Source organism: Chamaesiphon sp., assembly GCF_041738855.1.
Taxonomy (GTDB): Bacteria; Cyanobacteriota; Cyanobacteriia; order Cyanobacteriales; family Chamaesiphonaceae; genus Chamaesiphon.
Window position 1 is genome coordinate 1 of record NZ_JBGSPA010000197.1, and the last position, 24,400, is coordinate 24,400.

Here is a 24,400-nt window from a genome sequence, read left to right on the forward strand (position 1 = left end):
GACCGCTAATTATCAACAAGCAGAGCTTATTGATAATAATTTATGAAACACTTAGTTTTTGAGGATTGGTAGTGATTGGCTCAAACACAGTCAGGTAATTGATTTGATGATGAGGCTAGCCTCATCGAACTCAGGTTGATAAGTCATCGGTTAGGTTTTAGGCTTTAGGCTTTAGTGAGCCGTTAAAGATGGTGCGTTACGCTGCCGCTAACACACCCTACAATCTGGAATATGATGTGGCAGCAACTTCCTTATTTCCCAAATAGACTACCGCTGAGTTTCTTGATTGCTTTGCCTGCGATATCCGAATAGCTGAGTTCGCCAGCGAGCACTCTTGCCATCGTCAGACTCGCCGAGGGACGTTTCACGGCTGCTTTGTAGCTCACCTTGGGAAATTGGTAAAAAGCCGTAGCTAGACGCTGCGCCCATTTCATATCTGCGCCCCATTCGGTTGCCATAGTTTCACTATACTTTTCTAGTGCATTGCTGGTGCCGCAAAGGGCGGAGTGGATCGCCTCAGCCGCTTTGATGCCCGAAAAAATCGATGGGCGAATCCCTTCAGCAGTCATCGGATCGACGACACAAGCGGCTTCACCAGCGAGGAGGGCGTTTTGAGTATGGAGTTTTTGATCGCCATCCCAGAGACAGAGGGGATGTCCGTATTGTTGGAAGTTGTCGATATCGATCCCAAACGCCTGTTTACCGTATGCGTTGAGGATTTTTTTGAAATCTTGGGCTTCACCGCCGCGAAAGGTGCCAATCCCGATCGAATAACCATCAGCTTTGGGGAAGTTCCAAATATAACCGTTTTTGACTAGTCCAAATTCAAAGTGGATCGTGTTGACAATGTTGTCGCTAGTGGCGTCTACTTCGAGTGCCCCAGCGAGACGCCGTTTGCGATCTTTGAAGCCCAACCATTTTGCCATGTTGCCTTTGGCACCATCCGCTGCAATCAGATATTTGCCTTCGATGCTCCCATTGGTGGTATTTACCTGCCAGCGATCGACTTTGAATTCGATCCCCGTCACCTGTTCGTTATCTCGCAATGTTGCACCCAGTTTTTGGGCTTGTTGGACGATAAAACGATCGAAGATATCGCGGCGCACCATCCAGATCGGCTCTTGGTTTTCCAGCTTGACATCTACTGGATCTTCTAAATTGAGAGTGTACCGCAACGTGTCTACCCGACAGGATATCGCTGGACTAAAATCAAAATCAAACCACTGAGCGATCGCCGGAGATACTCCGCCCCCACAGGGCTTGTATCGCGGTAGAGACTCTTTTTCGACGATCGCGACGGATCTACCTTGCTTGGCTAGATGATAGGCTGCACTACTTCCCGCAGGTCCAGCACCGACAATTATACAATCAAACATAATTTAGCTATTTGGATACTTTGGCGGTGGCTTCGATCTGCCACGATTTCGACCATTGTACAGCTAGCTATAGTCTGGATACTAGAGGGTGGATGGTGAATGGCGAAAAGTGCGGGAACAGGGGTTTCCCCGCTGGGGTTTGTTCCATGGTCGTCGTCTCGGGTCACCCGAGCCGTGGAGACAAAGGCCGGACAAACTCCGCAAGTAGAGCACCTTTTCAAGACAGTGAATGGTGGATGGTGAATATTTTTGTCGCTGGTGGTGAATGTGGCAAACTTTGAACTTGTGCCAGCGGTCTTAGGTTGATTTGATGAATATTGTGATGTCAAACAGTTCACGCCCCAATCCCCACCTTATCGATCGGTTAGACAGAGAGGGAGGTCGCTAGTCTGCGACAGTAAATGGACGATCGATCTGGCGGTCTGGCGATTTCCGTTCAGAGAGGCTGTGCCAACTGATAGACCCCTATGCTGCTTGCTGACTGGGTTCGTCCATGCCCCACTGGTGCTTGAGCAAGTTTTTGTAGCTATTTTCCTGCATCATCATTTGGGTGTACAGGTTGACCAAGAATTCCTGTGTTTGGGCGTGGTTCATATCCTTGACCTGGTGCTCGAACGAACGGATGCTAAATTGTTGTTCCAGAGATAATTCAGAGGATTTAGACATGGTTTACTCCTAACTATTGGTGTTGAGCAAAGTAGTCCCTGAGCGGGACAGGTAATGCGGTCGCGATCTAACTTTATTTTAGATATTAAGAAGTTTAACATTTATTTGACAAAGTTGTAGATCTGTACATTGACAGATTTGGGCTACTCCGATCGACATAAATACCGATTTGCAGGAGTCCAGAGCTGCTTGATTTAATTTTTAACAAATTAATTCGATCGAAAATGCTCAATATGAACAAAACCTAAATTTTGTCAAGATACTTTGACAATTGTTTAAGGACGGAGTGAACGCCGCACCACGCTACACACAAATTCTCCTAATGGAGACGCTACGCGCACGGCAGAGCCTACGTATCGCGCATCGCTACCGCCATGCTGCTCACCAGTAGTCAGTAGTCAGCAACCTTAATTTAATAAATATGAGCAAAAGCTAACGACAATGGGCACAATAGCTGTACGAATCAACAAAACTAGCCTGCCCAAACATCCCGAATGATACCTGCTGACAAGGGAAAAATCCAATGGTTGCTGAATATATAACGCTCGATCGCTTGGCTACTCAGTTGAGTGAGATCAAGCACCAACACTTCAGTGGACATGTTGTGCTGAAAAGTTCATCAGGGCAAGAGTGGTGCCTTTATGTCTACCTCGGTCGCATCCTGTATGCGACAGGTGGTAGCCATCCGATCCGGCGGTGGGTGCGAAATTCCACGCTAGCGGGTGTGGACGTGAGTATTGCCGAGGATCTCCAAGCGCGGATCGATGGACTGACAAATATTTCAGCACTGACACTCGCCGAGCTAAATAGCTGCTGGGAGTATTATTTGCTAGTCAACTGGGCTAAACAAGGTCGGATTAGTAGAAATGCCTTGATCAAGCAGATCCAAACCACCATCGTCGAGGTACTGTTTGATATCGTCCAAGCTGCATCAGTGAGTTACGAGCAAGTAGCACGCGAACAACTCAGCCCGCAGTTGACACTGATCGATATCGATCGCGCCTTTGGGATCGCCATCCAACAGCAGCAGCAATGGCAACAGGTAGGATTGACAGATATTTTACCCGACAGATCGATTAAGATTGCGGCTGTCAAGGAGTTTCAACAAATAGTCTCACCAGCGGCTTATCAAGCATTGCGCTTTGTGTTGGATGGACACCATAGTATTCGCGAAATTGCCGCCAAGGCGCGCAAATCGCCTGTCGTCATCGGTCAATCATTTCGATCGCATCTGCTATCGGGAACCTTGAGTTTGGTAGATCTGCCTGACTTTCCCAGTCCCGTCGCGCGGAGCAAGTACCCACATGGCACCAAGCCGCCACTGATCATGTGTATCGATGATAGTCCCTTTGTGTGCGACAGACTGGAGCAAATTTTTCGAGAGCAGGGGTATCAGTTTATCAGTGTGATGGATTCGCTCAAAGCAATCCCGCTAGCGATCTCCAAAAAGCCCCAGTTAATTTTTCTAGATCTAGTCATGCCAAATGCTAATGGTTATGAAATTTGTAGTCGGCTGCGGAAAATTGGTGCTTTTCAGGATACACCGATTGTCATCCTCACAGGTAATGACGGCGTAATTGACAGAGTTCGAGCCAAGGTGGTCGGCGCAACTGATTTTATCACCAAACCAGTTCAGTCAGAATTGGTCACAGAAATTGCTCAAAAGTATCTCAATCCCGTCCTAGCAACCTAATCGTAATTACTAATTTCTAACTAATAATTAAAATGGCTACAGCGTTGATTGTTGATGATGTTCAAACCGACTTGATGATTTTAACTAATTATTTAGAGACCTTGGGCTGGCGGGTAATTTCGGCAATAAATGGCGAAGAGGCACTAACTTATTTGAGTGCTAACAAGCCAGATATTGTCTTTTTGGATGTCGTTTTGCCAGGACGGAGCGGGTTTGAGATTTGTCGGGTCATCAAGTCCCAAGTCGATACCCAAAAAATTCCCGTCGTGATGTGTTCGACTAAAAATACCGATATGGATCGATTTTGGGGGTTGAAACAGGGTGCGGATCTCTATTTGACCAAGCCAGTAAATCGGCATGATTTTGTCGAGGTATTACAGAAATTGGTAAATTAGCCGCTGTTGAACCGCGCACTGGAGAGGTGAATATATTGAACTTAGCAAGCACATCACCACAGATTGAGTCGGCAACTGCAACTCAACAACAGTTTTTGAGATTTGCGATCGCCCCGAGTCTGACGGCATTAATTGAGATCGATACTGCACTGGGTAGCACTGCTGGCAAGCCACAGCAGCAACGGATTGTCGAGCTGATAAATATTCAGATCGATCGCGTGGTACCGCTGCCGCATCTACCCCCTGGGGTGATGGGTGTTTACAACTGGCGGGGTGAGATCCTGTGGCTGGTGGATTTGGCGATGTTGGTGGGGACGGCGACTACCACGCGGCGGTATCGCAGTCTCCAGCCGACAATTATTCTGGCTAGTACTACTGAAGTTGATGGTAGTACCGCTAGGGTGGAAGATCGCCAAGAGCGGCAGATCGGCTTGGTAGTAGATGAGATCGCTGAGATCGAATGGTACGATCGCGCACAGATCCGCCCGCTCGATCCCAGTCGAGCCTGGGTGCGGGGCGTATGGACATCGACCACAGGTGCGGATTTTTTGGTAGTGGATGGGCAAGCAATCTTCGATCGGACTGATTTTGATGCGGATGTCTGATTGAATTGAAACTAATTTTTTCTCCAATAATAAACTGATGAAGACGATCGAACAACCCAATGTGGAGCCAATTACTTCGGCAACAGACAGCCCCAAGCTAGCACCGAGCGCAGATTCAGTGCTGTGGTCGGCGAGCGAAGACTTCACACCAGTAGCGGCAGATGCCATCATTGTCCTCCCACCAGCAGGTGTGCAGCTCCCCCGAAGGCAGCAAACATCCTTACAACGACAGATTTTATTGATGATGCTGCCGTTGACGATCCTGCCGCTCGGGATGGGTGGTTGGCTGGGCTGGAGTAGACTCGCCCAGCCGAGTCAGCCACAGTCAGCACAAATTACGCAGTCAGCGGCCAGGGGGATTTTAGATCGAGATTTGCTGATATTGCTATCGATTGGCTGTGTCAATGTCGGGATGGCAGCATGGGTGACGCGCCGGATTGCCAGCTCGATCGAGTCAGTCAATGTCAAGCTGGCTGAAGCTGCCAATGGCAATCTGTCGGCCCACATCGAAGCGACCGATCTGGCTGAATTTGAAGAGCTGGCTCATAGCTTCAATCAATTGGTTGCCAACTTCGATCGGACTTTGCAACAACAACAGTTAGCCGCTCAAGCCAATAAGCTATTTAGTCGGATCGCCCTCACCGCCCAAGAATCAGTAGATAAGCTGCAAGTATATCAGACTGGCGCGCAGGGCATCCGGCAGATCCTCAAAGCCGATCGGGTGACAATCTATCGGTGCCAGCCAGACGGCAGTGCGGCAGTCATCACTGAATCAGTCGGAGCTGGAGGATCGCCCATTGCCCAGCCGCTGGGACAAATATATATCGCCGAGGAACCCGATGAACTGGAACGCTACCAGCAAGGTGAGTGCGTCGTCAGCGACGATCTGCAACAGCTCAAACTCAGTCCGCGCCGCCAGGAATTGTTTGCTCAAATGCAAGCCCGATCGACGATCTCGATCCCGATCTTAGCTGGCAAACAACTAATTGGGTTGGTGGCGATCTATCAATCGCAAGTGCGTCACTGGCAGGATTGGGAAGTAGCTTTTGGCAACCAAGCGGCACAGCAACTGGGTTTGGCGATCGACCAGATCGCCACTTGGACGACTCAATCGGTGGAATTGCAGCGGACGAATATGTTGTCTCAAGCACTCCAGCTCAATGAGCCAGCCGAGATAACTGACTTACTCGATCGCGCCTTGGCAACTATTCGCCAAGAATTCAATCTCGATCGGGTGATGGTATTTGGTTTGAACGAGCGACGGGAGGGCGAGATCGTCGCCACCGCGATGGAGCCAGGTTGTGTCCTGCCAGATGCAGCAGTGATGAGTCGCTATCTCCACTATGAACTAGAGCGCGATGGGTGTGTGCCCGAGCAGGTTTCCTGTATTTACAATCTCGATGCTGCTGGCGGACTCCAAGCTAATGAGATCGATCTATTGGAGCATCTACCGATCCGCGCTCGATTGGTGGCACCGATCTTGGTTGAGGATCGACTATTGGGCTTGATTGTCGGACACGTCAGTAGTGAAGATCGCCAGTGGACACAATTGGAAATTGACAAATTTACCACTATTGCCGAGCGAATTGGCTTGGTACTCCAGCGACGGGAAGCGATCGCCCACCGTGCCGATCGGGAGCGCAACCAGCATTTACTCTCAGATATTACCCTCCAACTGCGGCAATCATTCGATCGCGATGAGATTATCGCTACGGCACTGACGAACATTCGCTTGGCATTTGCACTCGATCGCGCCATCTTTGTGACGCTCAATGGCAGTGAGCCTGCCACGATCTCCGCCGAGGCTCTCGCCCCCGATGCCCGATCGATTTGGGGTGGAGCGATCGAGGCGAGTTGGCTACAACCAGCTCCAGGCAAAGGCGACGCGCCAAGTCAGCTCGTGGCGATCGAAGATATCGAGCTGGCAGGATTGAGCGACGATCGGCTGGAGATCCTCAACAGTTGGCAAGTGCGGGCACAGATTGTCGTACCGATCTCAGTCGATCGCAAACCGTTCGGGGCGATCGTCGGTCAGATGTGTCACACCCCCCGCACTTGGGAATCAGCCACCACTGAGCTGTTGAGCCAAATTGGCACCCAAGTCAGTCTCGTGCTCACCCAGGCGCAGCTATTTGCCCAACGCGAAAACGATGCCCGCAAATCGCAGATCATCTCCAACTTTACGCTCCAACTACGCCAATCCTTAAAACGGCAAGATATCCTCAACACGGCTGTCGAACTCGCACGCACCGCCTTGGATCTCGATCGCGTCGTCGTGTTTGAGCTAGATCCAGACTTTAAAGGCAAGGTCACTGCAGAAGCGATCGCCGCTGGTCAGCCGTCAATTGTAAATGTCGAGATCGACGATTGCTGTATCAAAGATGCTGGATACCAGCTAGGTAAAACGACATCAATCCCCGATATTTATGAAGCTGGCTTCACCGACTGCTATCTCCAAATGCTGGAGAGCTTGCAAGTGCGGGCAAACTTGGTCGTCCCGATTACGATCGACAGTAACTTGCTAGGGCTACTGATCGCGCACCAATGTCTTGCCCCCAGAGCTTGGCAACCTGAAGAAATCAGTTTATTCAACCAGTTGGCGACGCAACTAGCTCTAGCACTCAATCAGGCGTCACTGATCGAACAGCGGGAAGCTGCCGCGCGTCAGTCTCAGCTAGTCTCCGAGATCTCGCTCAAACTCCGCCAATCGATCGACCAAACCGAGATCCTCAATCTCGCGCTTCCAGAAATCCGGCTGGCCTTGGGACTCGATCGGGCGAGTATTTTGGTAGTAGATGCCAATGGTGAAGGCGAAGGCAAAATCTTGGCTGAATCCGTTGCCGCCGCCGAGTATTCCATCATCGGTGCCACGGTGCCAGCGACGGATATGTTTGAAGTCCTGGGACGGGGTTATGCCGAGAGTAGCTATATCAAGATCGACGATCTCCAGACAGCGGACTTCAGCCCAGGGCTGATCGCCAATCTCCAAAAAATTCACATCAAATCGATCGTCACCACGCCGATTATTGTCAACAATAAATTTTTTGGACTATTTAGTGGCACCATGTGTCACCAGCAGCGCATCTGGACGCAGTCTGACATCGATCTTCTGATTCAACTCGCTACTCAGATCGGTGTCGCGCTGACTCAAGCGCAGCTAGTCCAGCAATTGGAGTTTGCCAACTTCCAACAGTCAGCATACGCCGCCAGTCAAGAAGCTGCCAGACAAGTACTCCAGAAAAATGCCTGGGATTTGCTGTTGCAAGTCGATCGGATCAGTCAAGGCGATCTGACTATTCGCGCCCATGTTACTGAAGATGAAATCGGCACGATCGCCGATTCGTACAATTCTACCGTCGAGAGTTTGCGACGGCTGGTGGGCAATGTCCGCACCGTCTCGCAGCAAGTAGTTGTTACTACCACTGTCAATGAGATCTCCGTCGCCGAATTGTCGATCGAATCCGTCCAGCAAGCTGAAGATATCGGGGTCGCCCTCGGTCGTCTTCAGGAAATGTCTGGGTCGATCGATCTGGTCGTCAGCAATGCTCTGATCGCCGAGTCCGCCGTGATGGAATCCGCCCAACTCGTTCAAGCTGGCGACACCGCGATGAATCTCGCTGTCGAAGGGATTCTGACCATTCGGAATACAGTTGCCGAAACTGCCAAAAAAGTCAAGCGACTCGGTGAATCTTCCCAAAAAATCTCCAAAGTCGTCAACCTGATTAGTAGCTTCGCCGCCCAAACCAATCTCCTCGCGCTCAACGCCAGTATTGAAGCCGCGCGCGCGGGTGAGGAAGGACGCGGATTTGCAGTCGTCGCCGAAGAAGTCCGCTCTCTGGCTCGTCAATCCGCCGCCGCCACCGGAGAAATCGAGAATCTCGTCGCCAGTATCCAATCCCAAACCACCGAAGTCGTCATGGCGATGGAAGCAGGTACCGAACAAGTCGCCATCGGTACCAAACTCGTCGATGACACGCGTTTGAGCCTCGATCGGATCGCCGCCATCGGCACCAAAATCGGCGAACTCGTCGAAGCGATCGCCCAAGCCGCCCTCCTCCAATCCGAAAGCTCTACCCAAGTCACCAGCAGCATCGATCGCGTTGCCGACATCTCCCACAAAACCTCCCTCCGCGCCGACAATGTCCAAGCCTCCTTCCAAGATCTCCTCAAGCTCGCGCAGGAGCTACAGCGGAATGTAGGGCAGTTTAAGATTGAGTAGCGGGTTAGGTTTTAGGCTTTGGGCTTTAGGCTTTAGGTTTTAGGGTTTGGAGTAGGGTTCGGAGCGGTTCGCTCCAGTCGGTTTTCCTGAGTGCGGTAGTGAGACAAGACAGCCATCAAAAGCCTAATCCTTCAGCCCTAATTCCTAACACCTAAAATCTCACACCTAACACCTAACACCTAAAGCCTAAAGCCTAAAGCCTAGTCCCCGCCTAAAGCCTAACACTTAACACCTAATCATGTACATCGACCCAGAATTACGAGATCGAGTTTATCAACTGTTTAGCTTGGAAGTACCCAAGATGTTGCAGACGATCGAAACAGAACTAGTAACTCTGAGTGTCGATCGCAGTGTCACCAAAGTAAATAACCTCCTCCGTGCCGCTCACTCGATCAAAGGTGGTGCTGCCAGCTTGGGGCTAGAGCAGATCGCCGATCTCGCCCACCAGATCGAAGATATCTTTCGCGTCCTCAATCATCCCGACTTACCATTCGATCGCCACTTAGAACAACTCCTCTTTCAAGTCTACGATTGCCTCGATCGGCTTGTCACTGCCGAGCTTGACGGCGAAACCTTAGCCCCTGAATTGCACACCAACACCCAGATCGTCCTTGCCAACCTCGACGAAGAGATCGGTCACTTTGTGATCGCCGGACAGCAAGTACCCGACGGCTTCCTCTCCAGCGTCGATTTGACCCAATCCATCTTTGAAGTAGATGTTGCCCAAAGTCTAGCCAGACTCGAACGCGTCTTGCTCGATCCAGAGTGTACCAACATCGCCGTCGGCGAGTTTCGCGCCCAATCCGAAGTATTTACGGGGATTGCCTCACTCACGAATTTGCCAGGATTTGGCAACCTCGCTTGTGCCACGATCGCCGCCCTCGATCGCCATCCCGACCGCGCCCGCGAAATTTGTTGTTTTGCGCTAGTAGATTTTTATGCCACCTTGGATGCGGTGCTGACGACCGATCGCGCGACATGTGGAGCCATCTCTCCAGGCTTTGCATTCTTGATGGCAGAGCAACCGCGCTCGGCGACTGCCCAGCCGCACGACTCATTCGATCTCGAAGAGCTATTCGATCGCGCGGATACCGCACTCGATCTGATTTTTGACTTCGACGATCGCGAGTACGATCCCAGTGCCACTCCACTCGACGTGCAAGTCGAACACTTATTTGCACCTGTAGCGGAGCTTCAGCTCGATTGGCTGGCAGTAGCGATCGCCCCAGTAGCTAGTACCGATCGAGCTGAAGTCGCACTGCGCCAAATCGAATCGCCGCGATCGAGTGTGGATGCCGAGGTTGCTAATCTGAGTTTTGACTTGGTAGATATTTTCGATCTGGCGACTGCCGACTTATCAGCCGATCTGGCGATCGGTTACGATCTGGTCGATCTATTCGATCTGCCCAGTGACAACTGGAGATCGCCAGCGATTACCGTATTTTTGCCAGATGCAGAGCCAACTAGTCAGAGCTTCGATTTGGCAGATATCTTCGATGTCCCCCTCACTACCCAGCCCCAACAGAGTCAGATCGGATCGATCGTAGCAGATCTCACCAGCAATTTTGACAAGTTAGCACCGAGCGATCCAGCGACATTTACCCCGCCACCCCAAGCGATCGCCCCCAGACGCATCAAAAAGTCTCGCAAATCCGCTCCCGCTCCGCTCCCCCAACTATCTGTCCGCGTGGCGATCGACAGATTGGATCGGATGAATAACCTCATCGGCGAACTCGCGATCGAACGACATGGATTGGCTCTCTATACCGAACAATTTGGCGACACTTTGAGGCAATTACGGTCGAAATGCGAGAATTTTCAGACCATTGGCGACAGGCTGCGCCAGATTGCCGACACCTTAGCGATCTCCACTCAGTATCCGCCCCCAACCACCCAGCTAGCTGAGTTCCCCTTCGCTCTCGATCTAGATCGACACTTCGACGCGCTCGAACTCGATCGCTATAGCGAACTCCATACCATCGCTCAAGCTACCATCGAACAACTCGCCCAGATCGACGAACAAATCGAGGATCTAGCACTATTCACCACCCAATCCGCCCAGCAGATCGATCGCCAACAGCAGATCCTAGCTCACCTCCGCGACGATCTGATGTGGGCGCGAATGCTCCCCCTCGGCGAAATCCTCAATCGGTTTCCCCGTACCCTCCACGATCTCTCCGTCGAATTTAACAAGCCAGTCGATCTCACCATCACTGGATCTGGAGTCCTCGTCGATCGCGCCGCAATCGACAAACTCCTCGATCCGCTGCTACACTTACTCCGCAACGCTTTCGATCATGGAATCGACCTCCCTGCCGCCCGTCAAGCCGCAGGTAAGTCCGCCCGTGGCGCGATCGCGATTACCGCCTACCATCAAGGTAGTCAAACCGTCATCGAGATCGCTGACGATGGACGCGGGATCGACCTCAATACGATTAAATCCAAAGCGATCGCTTTAGGACTCTTGACGCCCGTCGCGGCTGCTATTGCCACCAGAGAGCGACTCCTCGATTTGTTATTTGAACCTGGTTTTTCGACTGCCGATCGAGTCACCAAACTTTCTGGGCGGGGCATGGGTTTGGATATTGTCAAAGCTCAGATTCAAGCCCTCGATGGGACGATCGCGATCGATTCCCAACTCGGCACGGGGACGACTTTTATCCTCCGCATCCCCCTCACCCTGACGATCGCCCAACTGCTCGTCTGCCAAGTCGGCAACGCTGTATACGCCTTTCCGACTGATAGTATTCAAAAAATTGTCGTTCCCACCCCCGCCCAACGAGCGCAGCAAGGCACCCAGCAGGTATTTCAGTGGCGCAATCTCACGATCCCGATTTACAAACTTGCCGATCTGCTTACCTACTCGATTCCCGTCCCCGAACGCACCCTCTCTCACACCCTCAAAAGTAGTGCCAATAATCCCAGCGACTGGCTCCCACCACTACTATTAATCCGCCAAGGCGATCGGATCGTCGCACTGGAAATCGATCGACTGATTACCGAACAAGAACTGACGATCGTCCCATTTGGTAAAGCGATTAAGCCGCCGAGTTATAGCTATGGCTGCACGATTTTGGGCGATGGCGTTATCCTCCCCGTCCTCGATCCGCATACCCTGATTCAAGTCCTCGTCGAACGTCCCCGCGTGCGTACCCCCAGCCTGACACCAGCTCCAAGTCAGGCGTGCGCCCCTGAGGGAGCTTTGCTCATCGATTCCATCCTCGTCGTTGATGACTCCATTACCACCCGCCAAAGCCTCTGTCTGTCACTCGAAAAATTTGGCTATCGGACTATTCAAGCCAAAGACGGGCAAGAAGCACTCCACATCCTTCGCCAGAAAACTAGCGAACTGAAATTGGTAGTCTGTGATGTCGAGATGCCCAACATGAATGGCTTTGAATTTCTCAATATCTATCGCCAAGATCGCGAAATCTCCCACATTCCCGTCGTCATGCTCACCTCTCGCAGCAACACCAAACATCGTCAATTTGCCGCCCATCTCGGCGCAGTTGAGTATTTTATCAAGCCCTATATCGAGCAGGATTTTATGGCAGCGATTGGGAAGATAGTTAATAGTTGACAGTTGACAGTTGATAGTTGACAGCGTTGTGATTAGTGGATGGTGGATGGTGAATAGATTAGCTAGTAGCCCACCATCTAAAGTCTACGTTTTTTAAATAGTGTTATGAATTAGATTCTATACTGTCTCGCTTCGATCGATATTTGCACCGAACTACTTCCCACCATCCACCATCCACCATTCACCATAATATGTTTGCCAATATCGTATCGCATCAATGGTCTGAAACCGCCCCCAAAAATAAACTCACAATCGAATTAATTGTTTTCGAGATTGATGAAGTAACTTTTGGGATTCCCATTCACAAACTCGATCGGATTATTAGTAACGTGCATCTTGACGAAGATAATCCGCTCATCCAGCAGGTAGAAATCCTCGATCTTCACGATCGCTTGACTGGAGTAGCCATCGCCAACCCTGCCGCGATCGTCATCTTTACAGGCGATAATGGTCAACTACTCGGTATTCCGATCGTCACAGTTCCGACATTGATTGATGTTCCACTCGATCGGATTCGGACTCTTCCAAACGAATTTCGGACTCACAATGCGATCGCGATCGCCAGTCACGTAGCTATGATTGCTGACTCAAACACCGCATCAACAATCTTAATTTTAGCGACTTAAATGCTACCATTGCTGCAAGATCCCCGACTGTCTTGTCTCGCTAAACCCTCGGCAAAGCCGAGGAGCGCGAGCCGCTTCTGCAAGAAGTCGGGGATCTGTCCTCACCAACTTATTCCCCAGTCACCGACAATCCCTCCACCCAAATATGCGGACAAATCCCACCACTTCTGACCTCCTCCTCCGGCTCCACATAAACGATTGAATTTAATAATTCTCGGAAGTCACCCGCGACCGTAGCTGCTTCAATACTGGTCTTTACACCCTTATTTACCAGCCAACCATCAAAAGGCAACGAGAACGAACCCTGTAGTGATTGGACGCCCGAATGGAGGGCTTGGAGACTATCGATCAGGATGACATTCTCAGCCGTATCGAGATGATAATTCTCATCGGTTTTCTCACCCCCAGATACATGATAAAAATGGGGCGATACCGTAATTTTTGCCCCCATATTCGCATGTCCTGTCGGTTGGACATTCAGGCGTTTGGCAGTGCCAGCACTATGAATAAATGATGACAAAACACCTTTATCGATCAGATTTACTCGTCGCGTTGGTGTGCCTTCACCGTCGAAAGCTCCAATCCCGATATTGCTGGGATGGAGCGCATCATCGGCTACAGACAGTAAGGGTGAGGCAATTTGTGTACCTAGAGATTCTAGCTTTGATAAACTTTGATTGTCTAGGATACTTTGGGCATTAAATAGATTGGAGAAAGCACCCATCAGACTCAAGAATGCTTTGGGTGAAAAGACGATCGTATATTTCCCAGTAGCGACCTTTTTATAGTCGAGATGAGAAATTGTTTTTTCGGCTACTTCATCGATACATTTTTGGATGTCTAATTTCTCAAAAGTATGACTTCTTTCAAATGCTCCGGCACTGCGCGGCTTTTTCCCTTCTTGCTCGGTTTTAGCGTAGAGATAGATCGAAGTGTAAGTTCTGGCTTCGCTCCGCAATGCTCCCGCACTATTGATATAAAATTGCTCGATCGAGCTTTGTGATAGCCCATTATAAGGGACGCTCTCGATCGCCTCATGTGCCCCCAATAATTTCTGCTCCGCCGCTACCAAGCTCTCAATTAGTTGGGGAACTGCGACAGCTTCACCTGATTCTACTTCGATTTGGGCGATCGGAGCTGTCGCTTCGGGACTAAAATCTGGCGCGTGTTCTTTGATGCCAAAAAAGCTCGCTTCATGTGCAGTTTTGAGTGCGAGTTCCAAGCCAACTTCATCATAATCGGTGGTGCTAGTAATCCCGACGGTATGCTCGTTATTCCACACGCGGACGGTGATGCCAGCACTATTGGCGGCTTCGATTTGCTTGAGTTCTCCTTTGTCTACTTCGACGCTGGTTTCATCACTAGTAGACCCAGATAGATCGAATTTGGAGATCCCCAATTTGGTAGCGATTTGACGAGCCGAATCGGAAACTGTTTGAATATTTAGAGGCATGGGTAAATTAGTTGACAGTTGATAGTTGACAGTTGAGAGCTAAATTCGGAGGGTGGGCACTGCCCACCAGCTAGGTTTGATAAGTTACTAATCAGAATCTGGATGAGTAGGTGGGCATAAATATTGATTAGATAGAGATCGCCTAAAATCTAGATGGTGGGCAGTGCCCACCTTACAGAATCTTGGATCTTATTACTTATTACTTATTACTTATTACTTATTGCTCATTACTCAATCAACGTCCGCCAACTGTCATCGAATCAACCTTGATATGTGGTTGTCCGACGGTGACATAGATGCTGCCACTTACCGAACCGCAAAAACCAGCAGCTAATCCCAGATCTGCCGAACACATCGAGATTTTGTTCATGATTTCCTTGGCTTCACCAATTAACGTTGCACCTTTGAGCGGTTTGGTGATTTTGCCATTTTCAATCAGATAAGCTTCATCCACCGAGAAATTAAATTGTCCGGTAGCACCAACGCTACCGCCACCCATTTTCTTACAATAGATTCCTTTTTCGATCGAGTTAAATAGATCCTCTACTTGATACTCTCCAGGGGCGATATAGGTATTCCGCATCCGGCTGGCGGCTGCATAGGCATAGCTATTGCGGCGTCCGCTACCCGTGCGGGGATGTCCCGTGCGAACCGATCCAGCGCGATCGGCGATAAAATTCTTGAGGATGCCATTTTCGATCAGGAGGGTGCGTTGGGCTGGCATTCCTTCATCGTCCATATCGATGGTACCAAAAGCATTGCCAGACAAGCCTTCATCCCACGCCGTCAGGCTTTCATGGGCGATTTTCTGACCCTTCATCTCGGCAAATGGCGTCGTATTCCGCTCGATTTGGGTAGTTTCGAGTAAGTGTCCGCAAGCCTCATGGAAGATCACTCCACCAAACTGATTTGCCATCACAATCGGGTAGGTGCCCGACTCTACAAAGTCAGCATAGAGCATCTTCGCCGCCGATGCGGAGATATCCTCAGCAGTGCTGGTATAGTCCCAAGTTGTCAAAAATGCTGGATTGCTAGTATCACCGACACGTTGCCCGATCGATGAGATATTGTCACCATCAGCGCACAATAAGTTGTAGCCGACAGATTGCGTCAACCGGATATCGCGGGCAAATGTCCCATCACTGGAGGCAACTAGCACTTCTTGCCAATCGCGAAAATAACCAGCCCGTCGCGATTTGATATGTGTCGCCGTCTGTTGGAGTTTGCCATTGGCGGCGAGGAGCACTTCGCCCATCTCCCGCATCGAGCTACACGCTGTCAACCAGCTATCTTTACCCTTTCTGGTGGCATAGTCGCGCAACAGTTCGAGATTGATCTGGGGGACAAACGAATTTGGTGCAGGTAAGTGCAATGACAGACTGCCCAAAGCTTTCTCCAAGGCTGCTTTTAGCCCCATAAAGGAGATGTCATTGGTGCTGACATAGCAATCAGTTTTACCCTTAAATACCCTGATGCCTGCCCCGGTAGAGAGGCGTGGCGAGACACTGGTGATCCGATCGTCTTCCGCCAGACAGCTAATATAATTCGATCGTTCTAAGAAAAACTCGACAAAATCAGCCCCCGCCGCTCGTCCCAAACCTAGTAATGTCGCCAGTGGAGCTTCCCAGGTTTCATCAAATCGATGCGCGGTGGATGAATAGTGTAGATTTGGTAGTTGCTTGGATAGCAGAAAACTTTTGGGATCGATCGAAACAGTCATGTCAGCTTCTCCTGGGGTGCTTATCTAGATTGTAACAAACACGGATGAGCGTGGGCATGGGCGATCGGTCGAGATTACCCGACTTCGGGATTGCATCGCGCCTGCTCACAATTGGGTGATATCTGGGTAAAATTACTACTTTGTCCACAGTAGCGATCGTGCGGATTGACGATTGTCAGGGCAACTTAGCAACTGTAAACATCTATAACAATTCTTATCGATTAATTGAAAAATTTACCATCTCGCACCAAAAGATTTATGCTGAAAATATATATAAATAATCCTGGTAAAAACTTATGGACAAGCAGAAATATCGGATGAACTGCACCCTGACCTTCAGTGATATCTATGGTCAGATTGTCATCTGGTTGATGGTAATTTTCATCAGTCTTGCTTCGGCTTTGTCGCTCTGGAGTGCCGCTCGTCAAATCTATGCGATGGCGACAGTCGGCTTGATCTTAGTTTTATCCTTACCCTTCTTGCTATTTGCCTTCGTCACCACCCTGCTCAATCACATTGAGTTCGTACCGCTCGAAGTCAACGAAACGACTAGCAGCAGCACCAACAAGCACAGAAACCAAAAAGTCGAACCTGCAACCGTATAAAGCTGGGGGTAGCTTTTGGCTCGATCGCTACCCTCGATCCGTAAAATGTAGCTGCTGGTGACTTTAGCGATCGAGCCGCACCTAATCCCGAACTATGTATCAATGATGAGGCTTAACTCTTGACAGCCCGATCGCGTCCAGCATGGATGTTGTCGGGTTGTTGTTTTGCTACTTGTTGCTGCGAATAATCGTATCGCTGACTACTACCCGATCGCTCGATCTAGTGGACAATGTCTCGTTAAACTTAGTGCCAGTAATTCGATCGGATATGACAGCTCATCAACTAGCATCCTCAGCACGGATCGAATCTGAGATCCCCACACCCGACCACATCTTATCAGCAGCCGAACTGAGCCGCTTCAATCCTCGCTCCAATCGCCAGGGTTCACTCCGCTTGGGCGGACACCTAGCAACGATCGCGATTAGTGGTTATGTATGGGCGATGTACCCAGTGGCGATCCCTTGCTTGGTTATCTATGGGTTTAGCTTGGCAGCGATGTTTGCCACCATGCATGAATGCTGTCACCGTACGGCTTTTGCCAACAATCAAGTTAATGATGCTGTCGCCTGGTGGGCGGGGGTACTATCTTTTTACAACGGCACCTTTTATCGTCGTTATCACAAGTGGCATCATCGCTATACTCGCATCCCTGGCAAAGATCCTGAATTGACCGATCGCACTCCCGATAGTCTCTACCGCTATGGCTTAGAATTAACTGGTTTGCCGTGGTGGTGGGGCAAACTACGCGGGCATAGTCGGATCGCACTAGGTATCCTTGATGAATACCCATACATCCCCGCTCCAGCCAGCGCGGAGGTAATTCGCTCGACGAGATTGCAGTTGCTAGTATACGCGATCGCGATTGGGGTGTCGATCGGCTTTGCTCAGCCGTGGTTTGTCATGTATTGGCTATTACCATTGGCTGTCGGTCAACCGCTACTTCGTTTTGTCTTACTCGCCGAACATACGGGTTGTACGCTAGATGACAACTCATTGACCAACACTCGTACCACCCTAACGTGGGCACCACTGCGCTATCTGATGTGGAATATGCCGTTCCATGCCGAGCACCATTTACATCCCTCGATCCCCTTTCACGCTCTGCCAGCGGCGCACGAACGACTCAAGAGCCATTTTAGAACAGTCGATCCTGGTTATGTGCGGGTCAATCTCGGTATTATTAGCAAGCTCGAATCCCGATGGTCGTGAATGCTGGCACTTTCACATTGGCTAATTTTGAACTGCAATGTGGAAAAATACTACCCCAGGCTGAATTAGTCTATCAAACCTACGGGGTGTTGAATGCGGATCGCTCGAATGCGATCCTCTACCCGACTTCTTATGGTGCCCAGCACACCGATATTGAGTGGCTGATTCGTCCCGATGGCATCCTCGATCCAACTCAGTGGTTCATTATCATCCCCAATATGTTTGGGAATGGTTTATCGACATCGCCTAGTAACAATCCAGCTTGTGAGTTGACACCCAGTTTTTGGTTTACACACGTAGATAATGTCCGCGCTCAAGCGCAGTTGTTGACCCAAGTATTTGGGATTGAAGTGCTTGCCCTCATCTATGGTTGGTCGATGGGCGCACAGCAAGCTTATCACTGGGGGGCACTATATCCCGATCGCGTATTGCGAATTGTGGCTATTTGCGGCACTGCCAAAACTACCGAGCACAATCGGATTTTTTTAGAAAGCTTGCGTTCGGCACTGAAAACCGATCGCACCTGGACGGGACAACAGTTTGAGGGGATGCCAGTGCAAGGCTTTCGGACATTTGCCAGAATATATGCAAGTTGGGCAGCATCTCCGGCATTTTATCGGGAGCAGTTGTATCTCCAGCTCGGATATGAATCGCTCGATGACTATCTATGGCGTGGTTGGGAGCAAAGCTACCGCAAACGCGATCCACACAATCTCATTGCCATGCTCGATACCTGGCTGCATTGTGACATTAGCGATAATCCTACTTATCAAGGCGATATCGATCGGGCATTGGCATCAATTCAAGCCCAAACTTTAGTGATGCCCTCCCACACCGATCTGTATTTTACACCCGAAGATTGTGCCGCTGAAGCGGCGCAGATTGCCAAGGCTAAATATCTCCCAATTCCCTCGATCTGGGGACATCGCGCGGGTAATCCTTATCAAAATCCAGCGGATGCGGCATTTATTTGCGCTCAGGTGCAGGATCTGCTATCGAGTCAGATCGACTAAGTTGTTTGCGATCGATGGTAATTTGACCGATCGACTTTTCACCGAACTAAATTACTAGAGAGCTAGCGATAACATGACTGTACTGCTATCTGACATTGCGCGCGATCGCGGGATTCGGTATTTTTTGATTTCCTTCACCGATCTATTTGGTACCCAACGCGCCAAAATGGTGCCAGCACAGGCGATCGATCGGATGGCTGTAGATGGTGCGGGTTTTGCGGGTTTTGCCGCCTGGTTGGACATGACGCCTGCCGATCCGGATATTTTGGCGATTCCCGATGCCAGTCAGATGATTCAACTTCCCTGGCAGCCAGATGTAGCGTGGTTGCCAGCGGATGTATTGACGATCGATCGTCAACCATTGGCACAAACGCCGCGCTTAGTGCTCAAGCGGGTGCTAGCACAGGCTGAGGCAATGGGTTATCGGGTGAAGACGGGGGTAGAATGCGAGTATTTCTTGCTGAGTGCGGATGGGGAAGGGGTAGCTGATGAGCTAGATCGATCGCGTAAGCCTTGTTACGACCAACAATCCTTGATGCGGCGGTTCGAGATTATTGCCCAGATCTGCGATGCGATGCTGGCTCTGGGGTGGGGTGCCTATCAAACCGACCATGAGGACGCCAATGGGCAGTTTGAGATGAATTGGATGTATGCTGATGCCTTGGTGACTGCCGATCGTCATGCCTTCTTCAAATATATGGTCAAATCGATCGCCGAACAACATGGGATGCGGGCGACTTTTATGCCCAAACCATTCATGCACCTAACGGGCAATGGTTGTCACACGCACCTCTCGATCTGGAATCTGGCGGGTAATGTCAATCTCTTTGACGAGCCAGCCGGAAAATTGGGTCTTGCGACATTGGGCTATCAATTTATCGGTGGGGTATTGAATGCCACTCCTGCGCTCTGTGCGTTGACAAATCCCGCCGTCAACTCCTACAAACGCCTGAATGCACCCACAACCGCCTCCGGCGCAACTTGGTCGCCCAATGGCATCAGTTATGCTGGCAACAATCGCACCCACACGATCCGGATTCCTGATGCGGGACGGTTTGAATTTCGACTGGCTGATGGTGCCGCCAATCCTTATCTACTCCCTGCTGCATTGATTGCGGCAGGACTCGATGGGATCGATCGCCAACTCGATCCTGGCGCACCGTGTCACAATAATAACTACACCGATCCCTTACCAGCAGCAACCGTACCACAATTACCTGGCAATTTGCTAGACGCGTTGCGAAATCTGGAACAGGACGAGCGATTGGCACAACGTTTGGGCACAGATTTTGTTGCTGCTTATCTGAAGCTCAAGTACCAAGAATGGCAAGGCTATTGTACCCAAGTTAGCACCTGGGAAGTAGAACATACGCTTGATTGTTAGCAGGACAACCCTTCCTCTCTTGACCCTTTTAAAGTAGCTATTCCGCAATTCGAGGAGCTATTTGCGATAGTGTGGGAAGATAAAGACTCTCACGTAATTGACAGCAATCTACCGTGGCACAAGTTCTTCTTGAAAATATCTATAAAAGCTATCCTCCGACTGCTCAGAGTAAAAGTATTGCCGGAACGACAGATCTCACCATTCCAGACAGTGTTCTCCGCCGGATAAACTTGACCGTAAACAAAGGTGAATTTATGGTGCTAGTGGGAGCATCTGGCTGTGGTAAGAGTACGCTGCTGCGGCTAATTGCGGGACTGGAGACGATTACTGCGGGGAATATCATCATTGGCGAAACGTTAGTCAACGAGTTACCGCCCAAAGAACGTGATATCGCGATGGTATTTCAGAGTTACGCGCTCTATCCACACATGCGGGTATACGACAATATCGCCTTTGGACTGCGGCGAAGTCAGTCTTTTCGCGCTCTAGATGTAGCCAAACATCCGACGCGGATCGCTCCAGAGGTGGAAAATTTCCTGGTGGAAATCAGTCGCGGATTTCCTCGCGGTTTGCGCTATATTTCCGCACGGGAAAAACTAATTGCTAAAAAAGTGCATCAAGTCGCCGAAATGCTCCAAATCGAGGGGCTACTAAATCGGTTTCCCAAGCAACTCTCTGGTGGGCAGAAGCAGCGCGTAGCACTGGGTCGCGCGATCGCTCGCGACGCCCAAGTCTTCCTGATGGACGAACCATTATCCAATCTTGATGCCAAATTGCGCGCGGAAACTCGTACCCAAATCGTCAAATTGCAGCGGCAATTGGGCACAACCACGATCTATGTCACCCACGATCAAACTGAGGCGATGACGATGGGCGATCGCATTGCCGTAATGGATCGCGGTCAAATTCAACAAGTAGCAACCCCGCTCGAAATATACAACCATCCTGCCAATATTTTTGTCGCCCAATTTATCGGTTCGCCGCCGATGAATTTGATTCCGGTTCAAGTCAAATTACCACTCTCGATCGGCAATAATCAATTTCGGGTGACACTTCCTGAAGAATGGGAACCGCTCCTCAATGAGTCCGCGAATCAATCGTTATTAATGGGAATTCGCCCCGAACATCTCACGATCGGCTTACCTGCAACCAAGAACTTTCATGGCGTTGTCGAAGCAGTTGAAGCCTTGGGCAATGATACTTATATTGCTGTCAAAATTCAGGAATTAGAGCAACCCGAGCTGGTACTCCAAGTTCGAGTTTCACCAGATAAATTAGTTACGGTGGGTGAGGAAGTCTGGCTGTCAGTAGCTGCTGATAAAGTTCATCTATTCGATCGAGATAGTGGTTTGGCACTGAGGGTAGAGGTCGATAGTTAATATTTGACAGTTATTGATGGGTTGATATATATGGTAATAATCACTATAATAGTTTTATTACTTAGTTTAATATAAACCATATATGACCCAGTTGCCGATACCCCAGCACTTCCAGCCAGCCAGAGTTGGGGAGATCTGGCGCGTCCCCTATCAAGAGCGATCGATCGCCGCCAAGTCATGGGCACAGCAACATCAGCTTCAACCCACATCGCGCGGACAGAGCAATGTGCAGTTATTGCTCATCGATGTCCAGAATACCTTCTGCTTGCCGGACTTCGAGCTGTTTGTCGGGGGTGGTAGTGGTCGGGGGGCGATCGATGATAATGTGCGCCTATGTAAATTTATCTATCGTAATTTAGGTAAAATCGACCAAATCATTGTCACGATGGATACCCATCATCTGCACCAAATTTTCCATCCGAGTTTTTGGATCGATGAGCTGGACGAACATCCGCTGCCAGCAGTGACGATCGAGCCAGCCGATGTGCGATCGGGCAAATGGCGCGTCAATCCCAACTTTGATAGCGAAGATCCCGAACAGCTCCAGGCATACGCCTCGCACTACGTGCAGCAGTTGAGCGACGGTGGCAGATATCCCCTCACGATCTGGCCGTATCACGCCATCCTCGGCGGTATCGGTCATGCTTTAGTCCCAGCGGTGGAAGAAGCGATCTTTTTTCATGGGATAGCACGAGCCAGTCAAGCGAGTTTCGAGATCAAGGGCGATCGCACCTTAACCGAAAATTATTCGGCGGTAGCTCCAGAGGTTTTTACAAACCAAGCAGGGGAAATCATTGCGGGTAAAAATGATAGTTTGATTAAACGTTTATTAGCAGCAGATAAGTTAATTATCGCCGGACAAGCGCAGAGTCATTGTGTGGCTTGGACGGTGAACGATCTATTGACAGAAATTCAGGCGATCGATCCGCAATTGGCACGGAAAGTATATTTATTGGTAGATTGTACTTCGCCAGTGGTGATACCTGGAGTGGTTGATTATACTGCTCAGGCTGATGCTGCATATCAGCGGTTTGCAGATGCGGAGATGAATATCGTCAAATCAACAGACGATCGACTGTTTTTGTAATAGACCTAGAAGGTTGGATAGAGCGGAGCGAAACCCAACCTACAGCTCGGTTTATGAGCTTTTTGGTGGTGGCTCCGTCGTCAAAATTTTAGTTCTGGATATTATCCCAATTTAGGATGATATCTAGAAAGTCTCGACGAAGCATCGGGCTTTATGCCGATATGTTTCTGGATACCATCCCAATTTTCAGAGGATAGGCGGAAAGTTTCCGTATAATGAATAGTTATATGTAAATATTGGTCATCCGATCGATCGTTTGCTACGGTCGATTTTTAGCAAGAAACCACCGCACAAATAACTTTTCCCCTTCAATCCAGACAAATATTAATAAGCTACAACCAAAACAGACTCCCAATTCAAATAAGCTCAAGGGATGGGTGCCAAAAAACGATCGCAATGGAGCAAGATAAACCACAGCCAACTGCAATAGAATCGTACCCAAAATCGCCCACAACAATAGTGGATTGCTAAATGGATTAATTTCGATAACCAGTTTATTCACAGAGCGTACAGCTAAAGCATGACCCATTTGAGCGATACAGAGGGTGGTAAAGACGATCGTTTTCCAGGTATCGGGATCGCCAGGATAACCGACTGCGTGGGTGCGATCGACTCTTCAAGCTAAAATGGAGAAGTCAATGCACAGAGAGAGTAAATTGATGACAATTCGACAACCCCGATATAGCAAGGAAGAGTTTGCCCAACGAGGTGATGCGCTTTATGAGTCACAGATTCGATCGCAAGTTGAAGAAGGGAATCACGGTAAAATTGTCGCGATCGACATTGAAACCGGAACCTTTGAGGTAGCAGATGATTTGTTGACGGCATCAAAACGGCTCTGTGAAAGAGTGCCCGATGCTCAGACTTGGTTCGTTCGTATTGGTCATTCAGCCGTCGATCGTTTTGGATCGCGGAGTTTGAGAACAAAGCCATGATGCAAGGTCGTGTGAATCAAAGGTGCGAAGCGACGTTGGCGATTGCGGTCAAAAACAATGAGATAACTCAGATGGTAGACACTGTAATTGATACAGGTTTTTCAGGATTTATTACCTTGCCATCTGACATGATTTCAACGTTGGGGTTTAGGTGGGAAGGTCGGGATACTGCGACATTAGGTGATGGGACTTTTTGCACATTTGAAGTTTATATTGGGCTTGTGATTTGGGACGGTCAGTACCGTGAGATTTATATCAATGAATCAGAAATAGTTCCGTTGATTGGGATGCAGCTACTGCGAGGGTATGATTTACAAATTCAGGCAATAGAAGGTGGTTCTGTCACGATCGAAGCATTATCGATCGAATAAAATCTAGTAAGTAGGTAGGCATAGATATTTATACCACCAATTAATGCCTGAAACTTAGATAAAGGTAGTGTAGCAGTAAAGCG

Annotated in this window: 18 protein-coding genes and 1 pseudogene; 14 read left to right on the forward strand and 5 right to left on the reverse strand. The window is 49.7% G+C overall.

Annotated features, from left to right (window positions below; genetic code table 11):
- Positions 1-251: 251 nt before the first annotated feature.
- Positions 252-1,376 (reverse strand): geranylgeranyl reductase family protein, encoded by a 1,125-nt coding sequence (locus ACEW9I_RS21495; protein ID WP_373542367.1) that lies wholly within the window; start codon positions 1,374-1,376, stop codon positions 252-254.
- A gap of 465 nt (positions 1,377-1,841) precedes the next feature.
- The gene (locus ACEW9I_RS21500; RefSeq protein WP_373542368.1) at positions 1,842-2,042 is read right to left on the reverse strand and encodes an NblA/ycf18 family protein; all 201 of its coding nucleotides are present in this window, start codon (positions 2,040-2,042) and stop codon (positions 1,842-1,844) included.
- A 523-nt stretch (positions 2,043-2,565) separates the two neighbouring features.
- Between ACEW9I_RS21500 and ACEW9I_RS21505 the strand changes: the two genes are divergently transcribed.
- The 6 genes from ACEW9I_RS21505 to ACEW9I_RS21530 all read left to right on the forward strand — a co-directional run bounded on the left by ACEW9I_RS21505 (position 2,566) and on the right by ACEW9I_RS21530 (position 13,160).
- Positions 2,566-3,735, forward strand: coding sequence for a response regulator (locus tag ACEW9I_RS21505; protein WP_373542369.1), 1,170 nt, complete (start codon positions 2,566-2,568; stop codon positions 3,733-3,735).
- A gap of 32 nt (positions 3,736-3,767) precedes the next feature.
- Complete coding sequence (locus ACEW9I_RS21510; RefSeq protein WP_373542370.1) at positions 3,768-4,130, forward strand: PleD family two-component system response regulator; 363 nt, start codon at positions 3,768-3,770, stop codon at positions 4,128-4,130.
- A 35-nt stretch (positions 4,131-4,165) separates the two neighbouring features.
- Positions 4,166-4,735 carry a CheW domain-containing protein gene (locus tag ACEW9I_RS21515; protein WP_373542371.1) on the forward strand — a complete coding sequence of 190 codons (570 nt, stop codon included), beginning with the start codon at positions 4,166-4,168 and terminating at the stop codon, positions 4,733-4,735.
- 37 nt (positions 4,736-4,772) lie between these two features.
- Positions 4,773-8,954, forward strand: a complete 4,182-nt coding sequence (locus ACEW9I_RS21520; RefSeq protein WP_373542372.1) for a GAF domain-containing protein — start codon at positions 4,773-4,775, stop codon at positions 8,952-8,954.
- 238 nt (positions 8,955-9,192) lie between these two features.
- Positions 9,193-12,534: a response regulator gene (locus ACEW9I_RS21525; RefSeq protein ID WP_373542373.1), complete on the forward strand. Its 3,342-nt coding sequence runs from the start codon at positions 9,193-9,195 to the stop codon at positions 12,532-12,534.
- Positions 12,535-12,677: 143 nt separating this feature from the next.
- Positions 12,678-13,160: a hypothetical protein gene (locus ACEW9I_RS21530; protein WP_373542374.1), complete on the forward strand. Its 483-nt coding sequence runs from the start codon at positions 12,678-12,680 to the stop codon at positions 13,158-13,160.
- A 109-nt stretch (positions 13,161-13,269) separates the two neighbouring features.
- On the opposite strand, the gene ACEW9I_RS21535 is transcribed toward ACEW9I_RS21530, so the two are convergent.
- Positions 13,270-14,613 (reverse strand): TldD/PmbA family protein, encoded by a 1,344-nt coding sequence (locus ACEW9I_RS21535; protein ID WP_373542375.1) that lies wholly within the window; start codon positions 14,611-14,613, stop codon positions 13,270-13,272.
- 235 nt (positions 14,614-14,848) lie between these two features.
- Positions 14,849-16,333: a TldD/PmbA family protein gene (locus ACEW9I_RS21540; RefSeq protein ID WP_373542376.1), complete on the reverse strand. Its 1,485-nt coding sequence runs from the start codon at positions 16,331-16,333 to the stop codon at positions 14,849-14,851.
- Positions 16,334-16,629: 296 nt separating this feature from the next.
- Here ACEW9I_RS21540 and ACEW9I_RS21545 point away from each other — a divergent pair, with 296 nt between their 5' ends.
- From ACEW9I_RS21545 to ACEW9I_RS21570, 6 genes are all read left to right on the forward strand, one after another.
- Positions 16,630-16,938 carry a hypothetical protein gene (locus ACEW9I_RS21545; protein WP_373542377.1) on the forward strand — a complete coding sequence of 103 codons (309 nt, stop codon included), beginning with the start codon at positions 16,630-16,632 and terminating at the stop codon, positions 16,936-16,938.
- A 268-nt stretch (positions 16,939-17,206) separates the two neighbouring features.
- Positions 17,207-18,148, forward strand: coding sequence for a fatty acid desaturase family protein (locus ACEW9I_RS21550; protein WP_373542401.1), 942 nt, complete (start codon positions 17,207-17,209; stop codon positions 18,146-18,148).
- Positions 18,145-19,161 (forward strand): alpha/beta fold hydrolase, encoded by a 1,017-nt coding sequence (locus ACEW9I_RS21555; RefSeq protein ID WP_373542378.1) that lies wholly within the window; start codon positions 18,145-18,147, stop codon positions 19,159-19,161. Before ACEW9I_RS21550 ends, ACEW9I_RS21555 begins: the two co-directional genes overlap by 4 nt.
- A 73-nt stretch (positions 19,162-19,234) precedes the next feature.
- The gene (gene glnT, locus ACEW9I_RS21560) at positions 19,235-20,545 is read left to right on the forward strand and encodes a type III glutamate--ammonia ligase (protein WP_373542379.1); all 1,311 of its coding nucleotides are present in this window, start codon (positions 19,235-19,237) and stop codon (positions 20,543-20,545) included.
- Between the two features lie 113 nt (positions 20,546-20,658).
- The gene (locus tag ACEW9I_RS21565) at positions 20,659-21,924 is read left to right on the forward strand and encodes an ABC transporter ATP-binding protein (protein ID WP_373542380.1); all 1,266 of its coding nucleotides are present in this window, start codon (positions 20,659-20,661) and stop codon (positions 21,922-21,924) included.
- 82 nt (positions 21,925-22,006) lie between these two features.
- Positions 22,007-23,011 carry an isochorismatase gene (locus tag ACEW9I_RS21570; RefSeq protein ID WP_373542381.1) on the forward strand — a complete coding sequence of 335 codons (1,005 nt, stop codon included), beginning with the start codon at positions 22,007-22,009 and terminating at the stop codon, positions 23,009-23,011.
- Between the two features lie 259 nt (positions 23,012-23,270).
- On the opposite strand, the pseudogene ACEW9I_RS21575 reads toward ACEW9I_RS21570, so the two are convergent.
- Positions 23,271-23,621 (reverse strand): annotated as a pseudogene (locus tag ACEW9I_RS21575) (cation transporting ATPase C-terminal domain-containing protein); the annotation flags it as partial.
- A 49-nt stretch (positions 23,622-23,670) separates the two neighbouring features.
- On the opposite strand from ACEW9I_RS21575, the gene ACEW9I_RS21580 reads away from it, so the two are divergent.
- Positions 23,671-23,946, forward strand: coding sequence for a hypothetical protein (locus tag ACEW9I_RS21580; RefSeq protein WP_373542382.1), 276 nt, complete (start codon positions 23,671-23,673; stop codon positions 23,944-23,946).
- Positions 23,943-24,317 (forward strand): clan AA aspartic protease, encoded by a 375-nt coding sequence (locus tag ACEW9I_RS21585; protein ID WP_373542383.1) that lies wholly within the window; start codon positions 23,943-23,945, stop codon positions 24,315-24,317. The genes ACEW9I_RS21580 and ACEW9I_RS21585 overlap by 4 nt, the downstream gene beginning before the upstream one ends.
- Positions 24,318-24,400 lie beyond the last annotated feature (83 nt).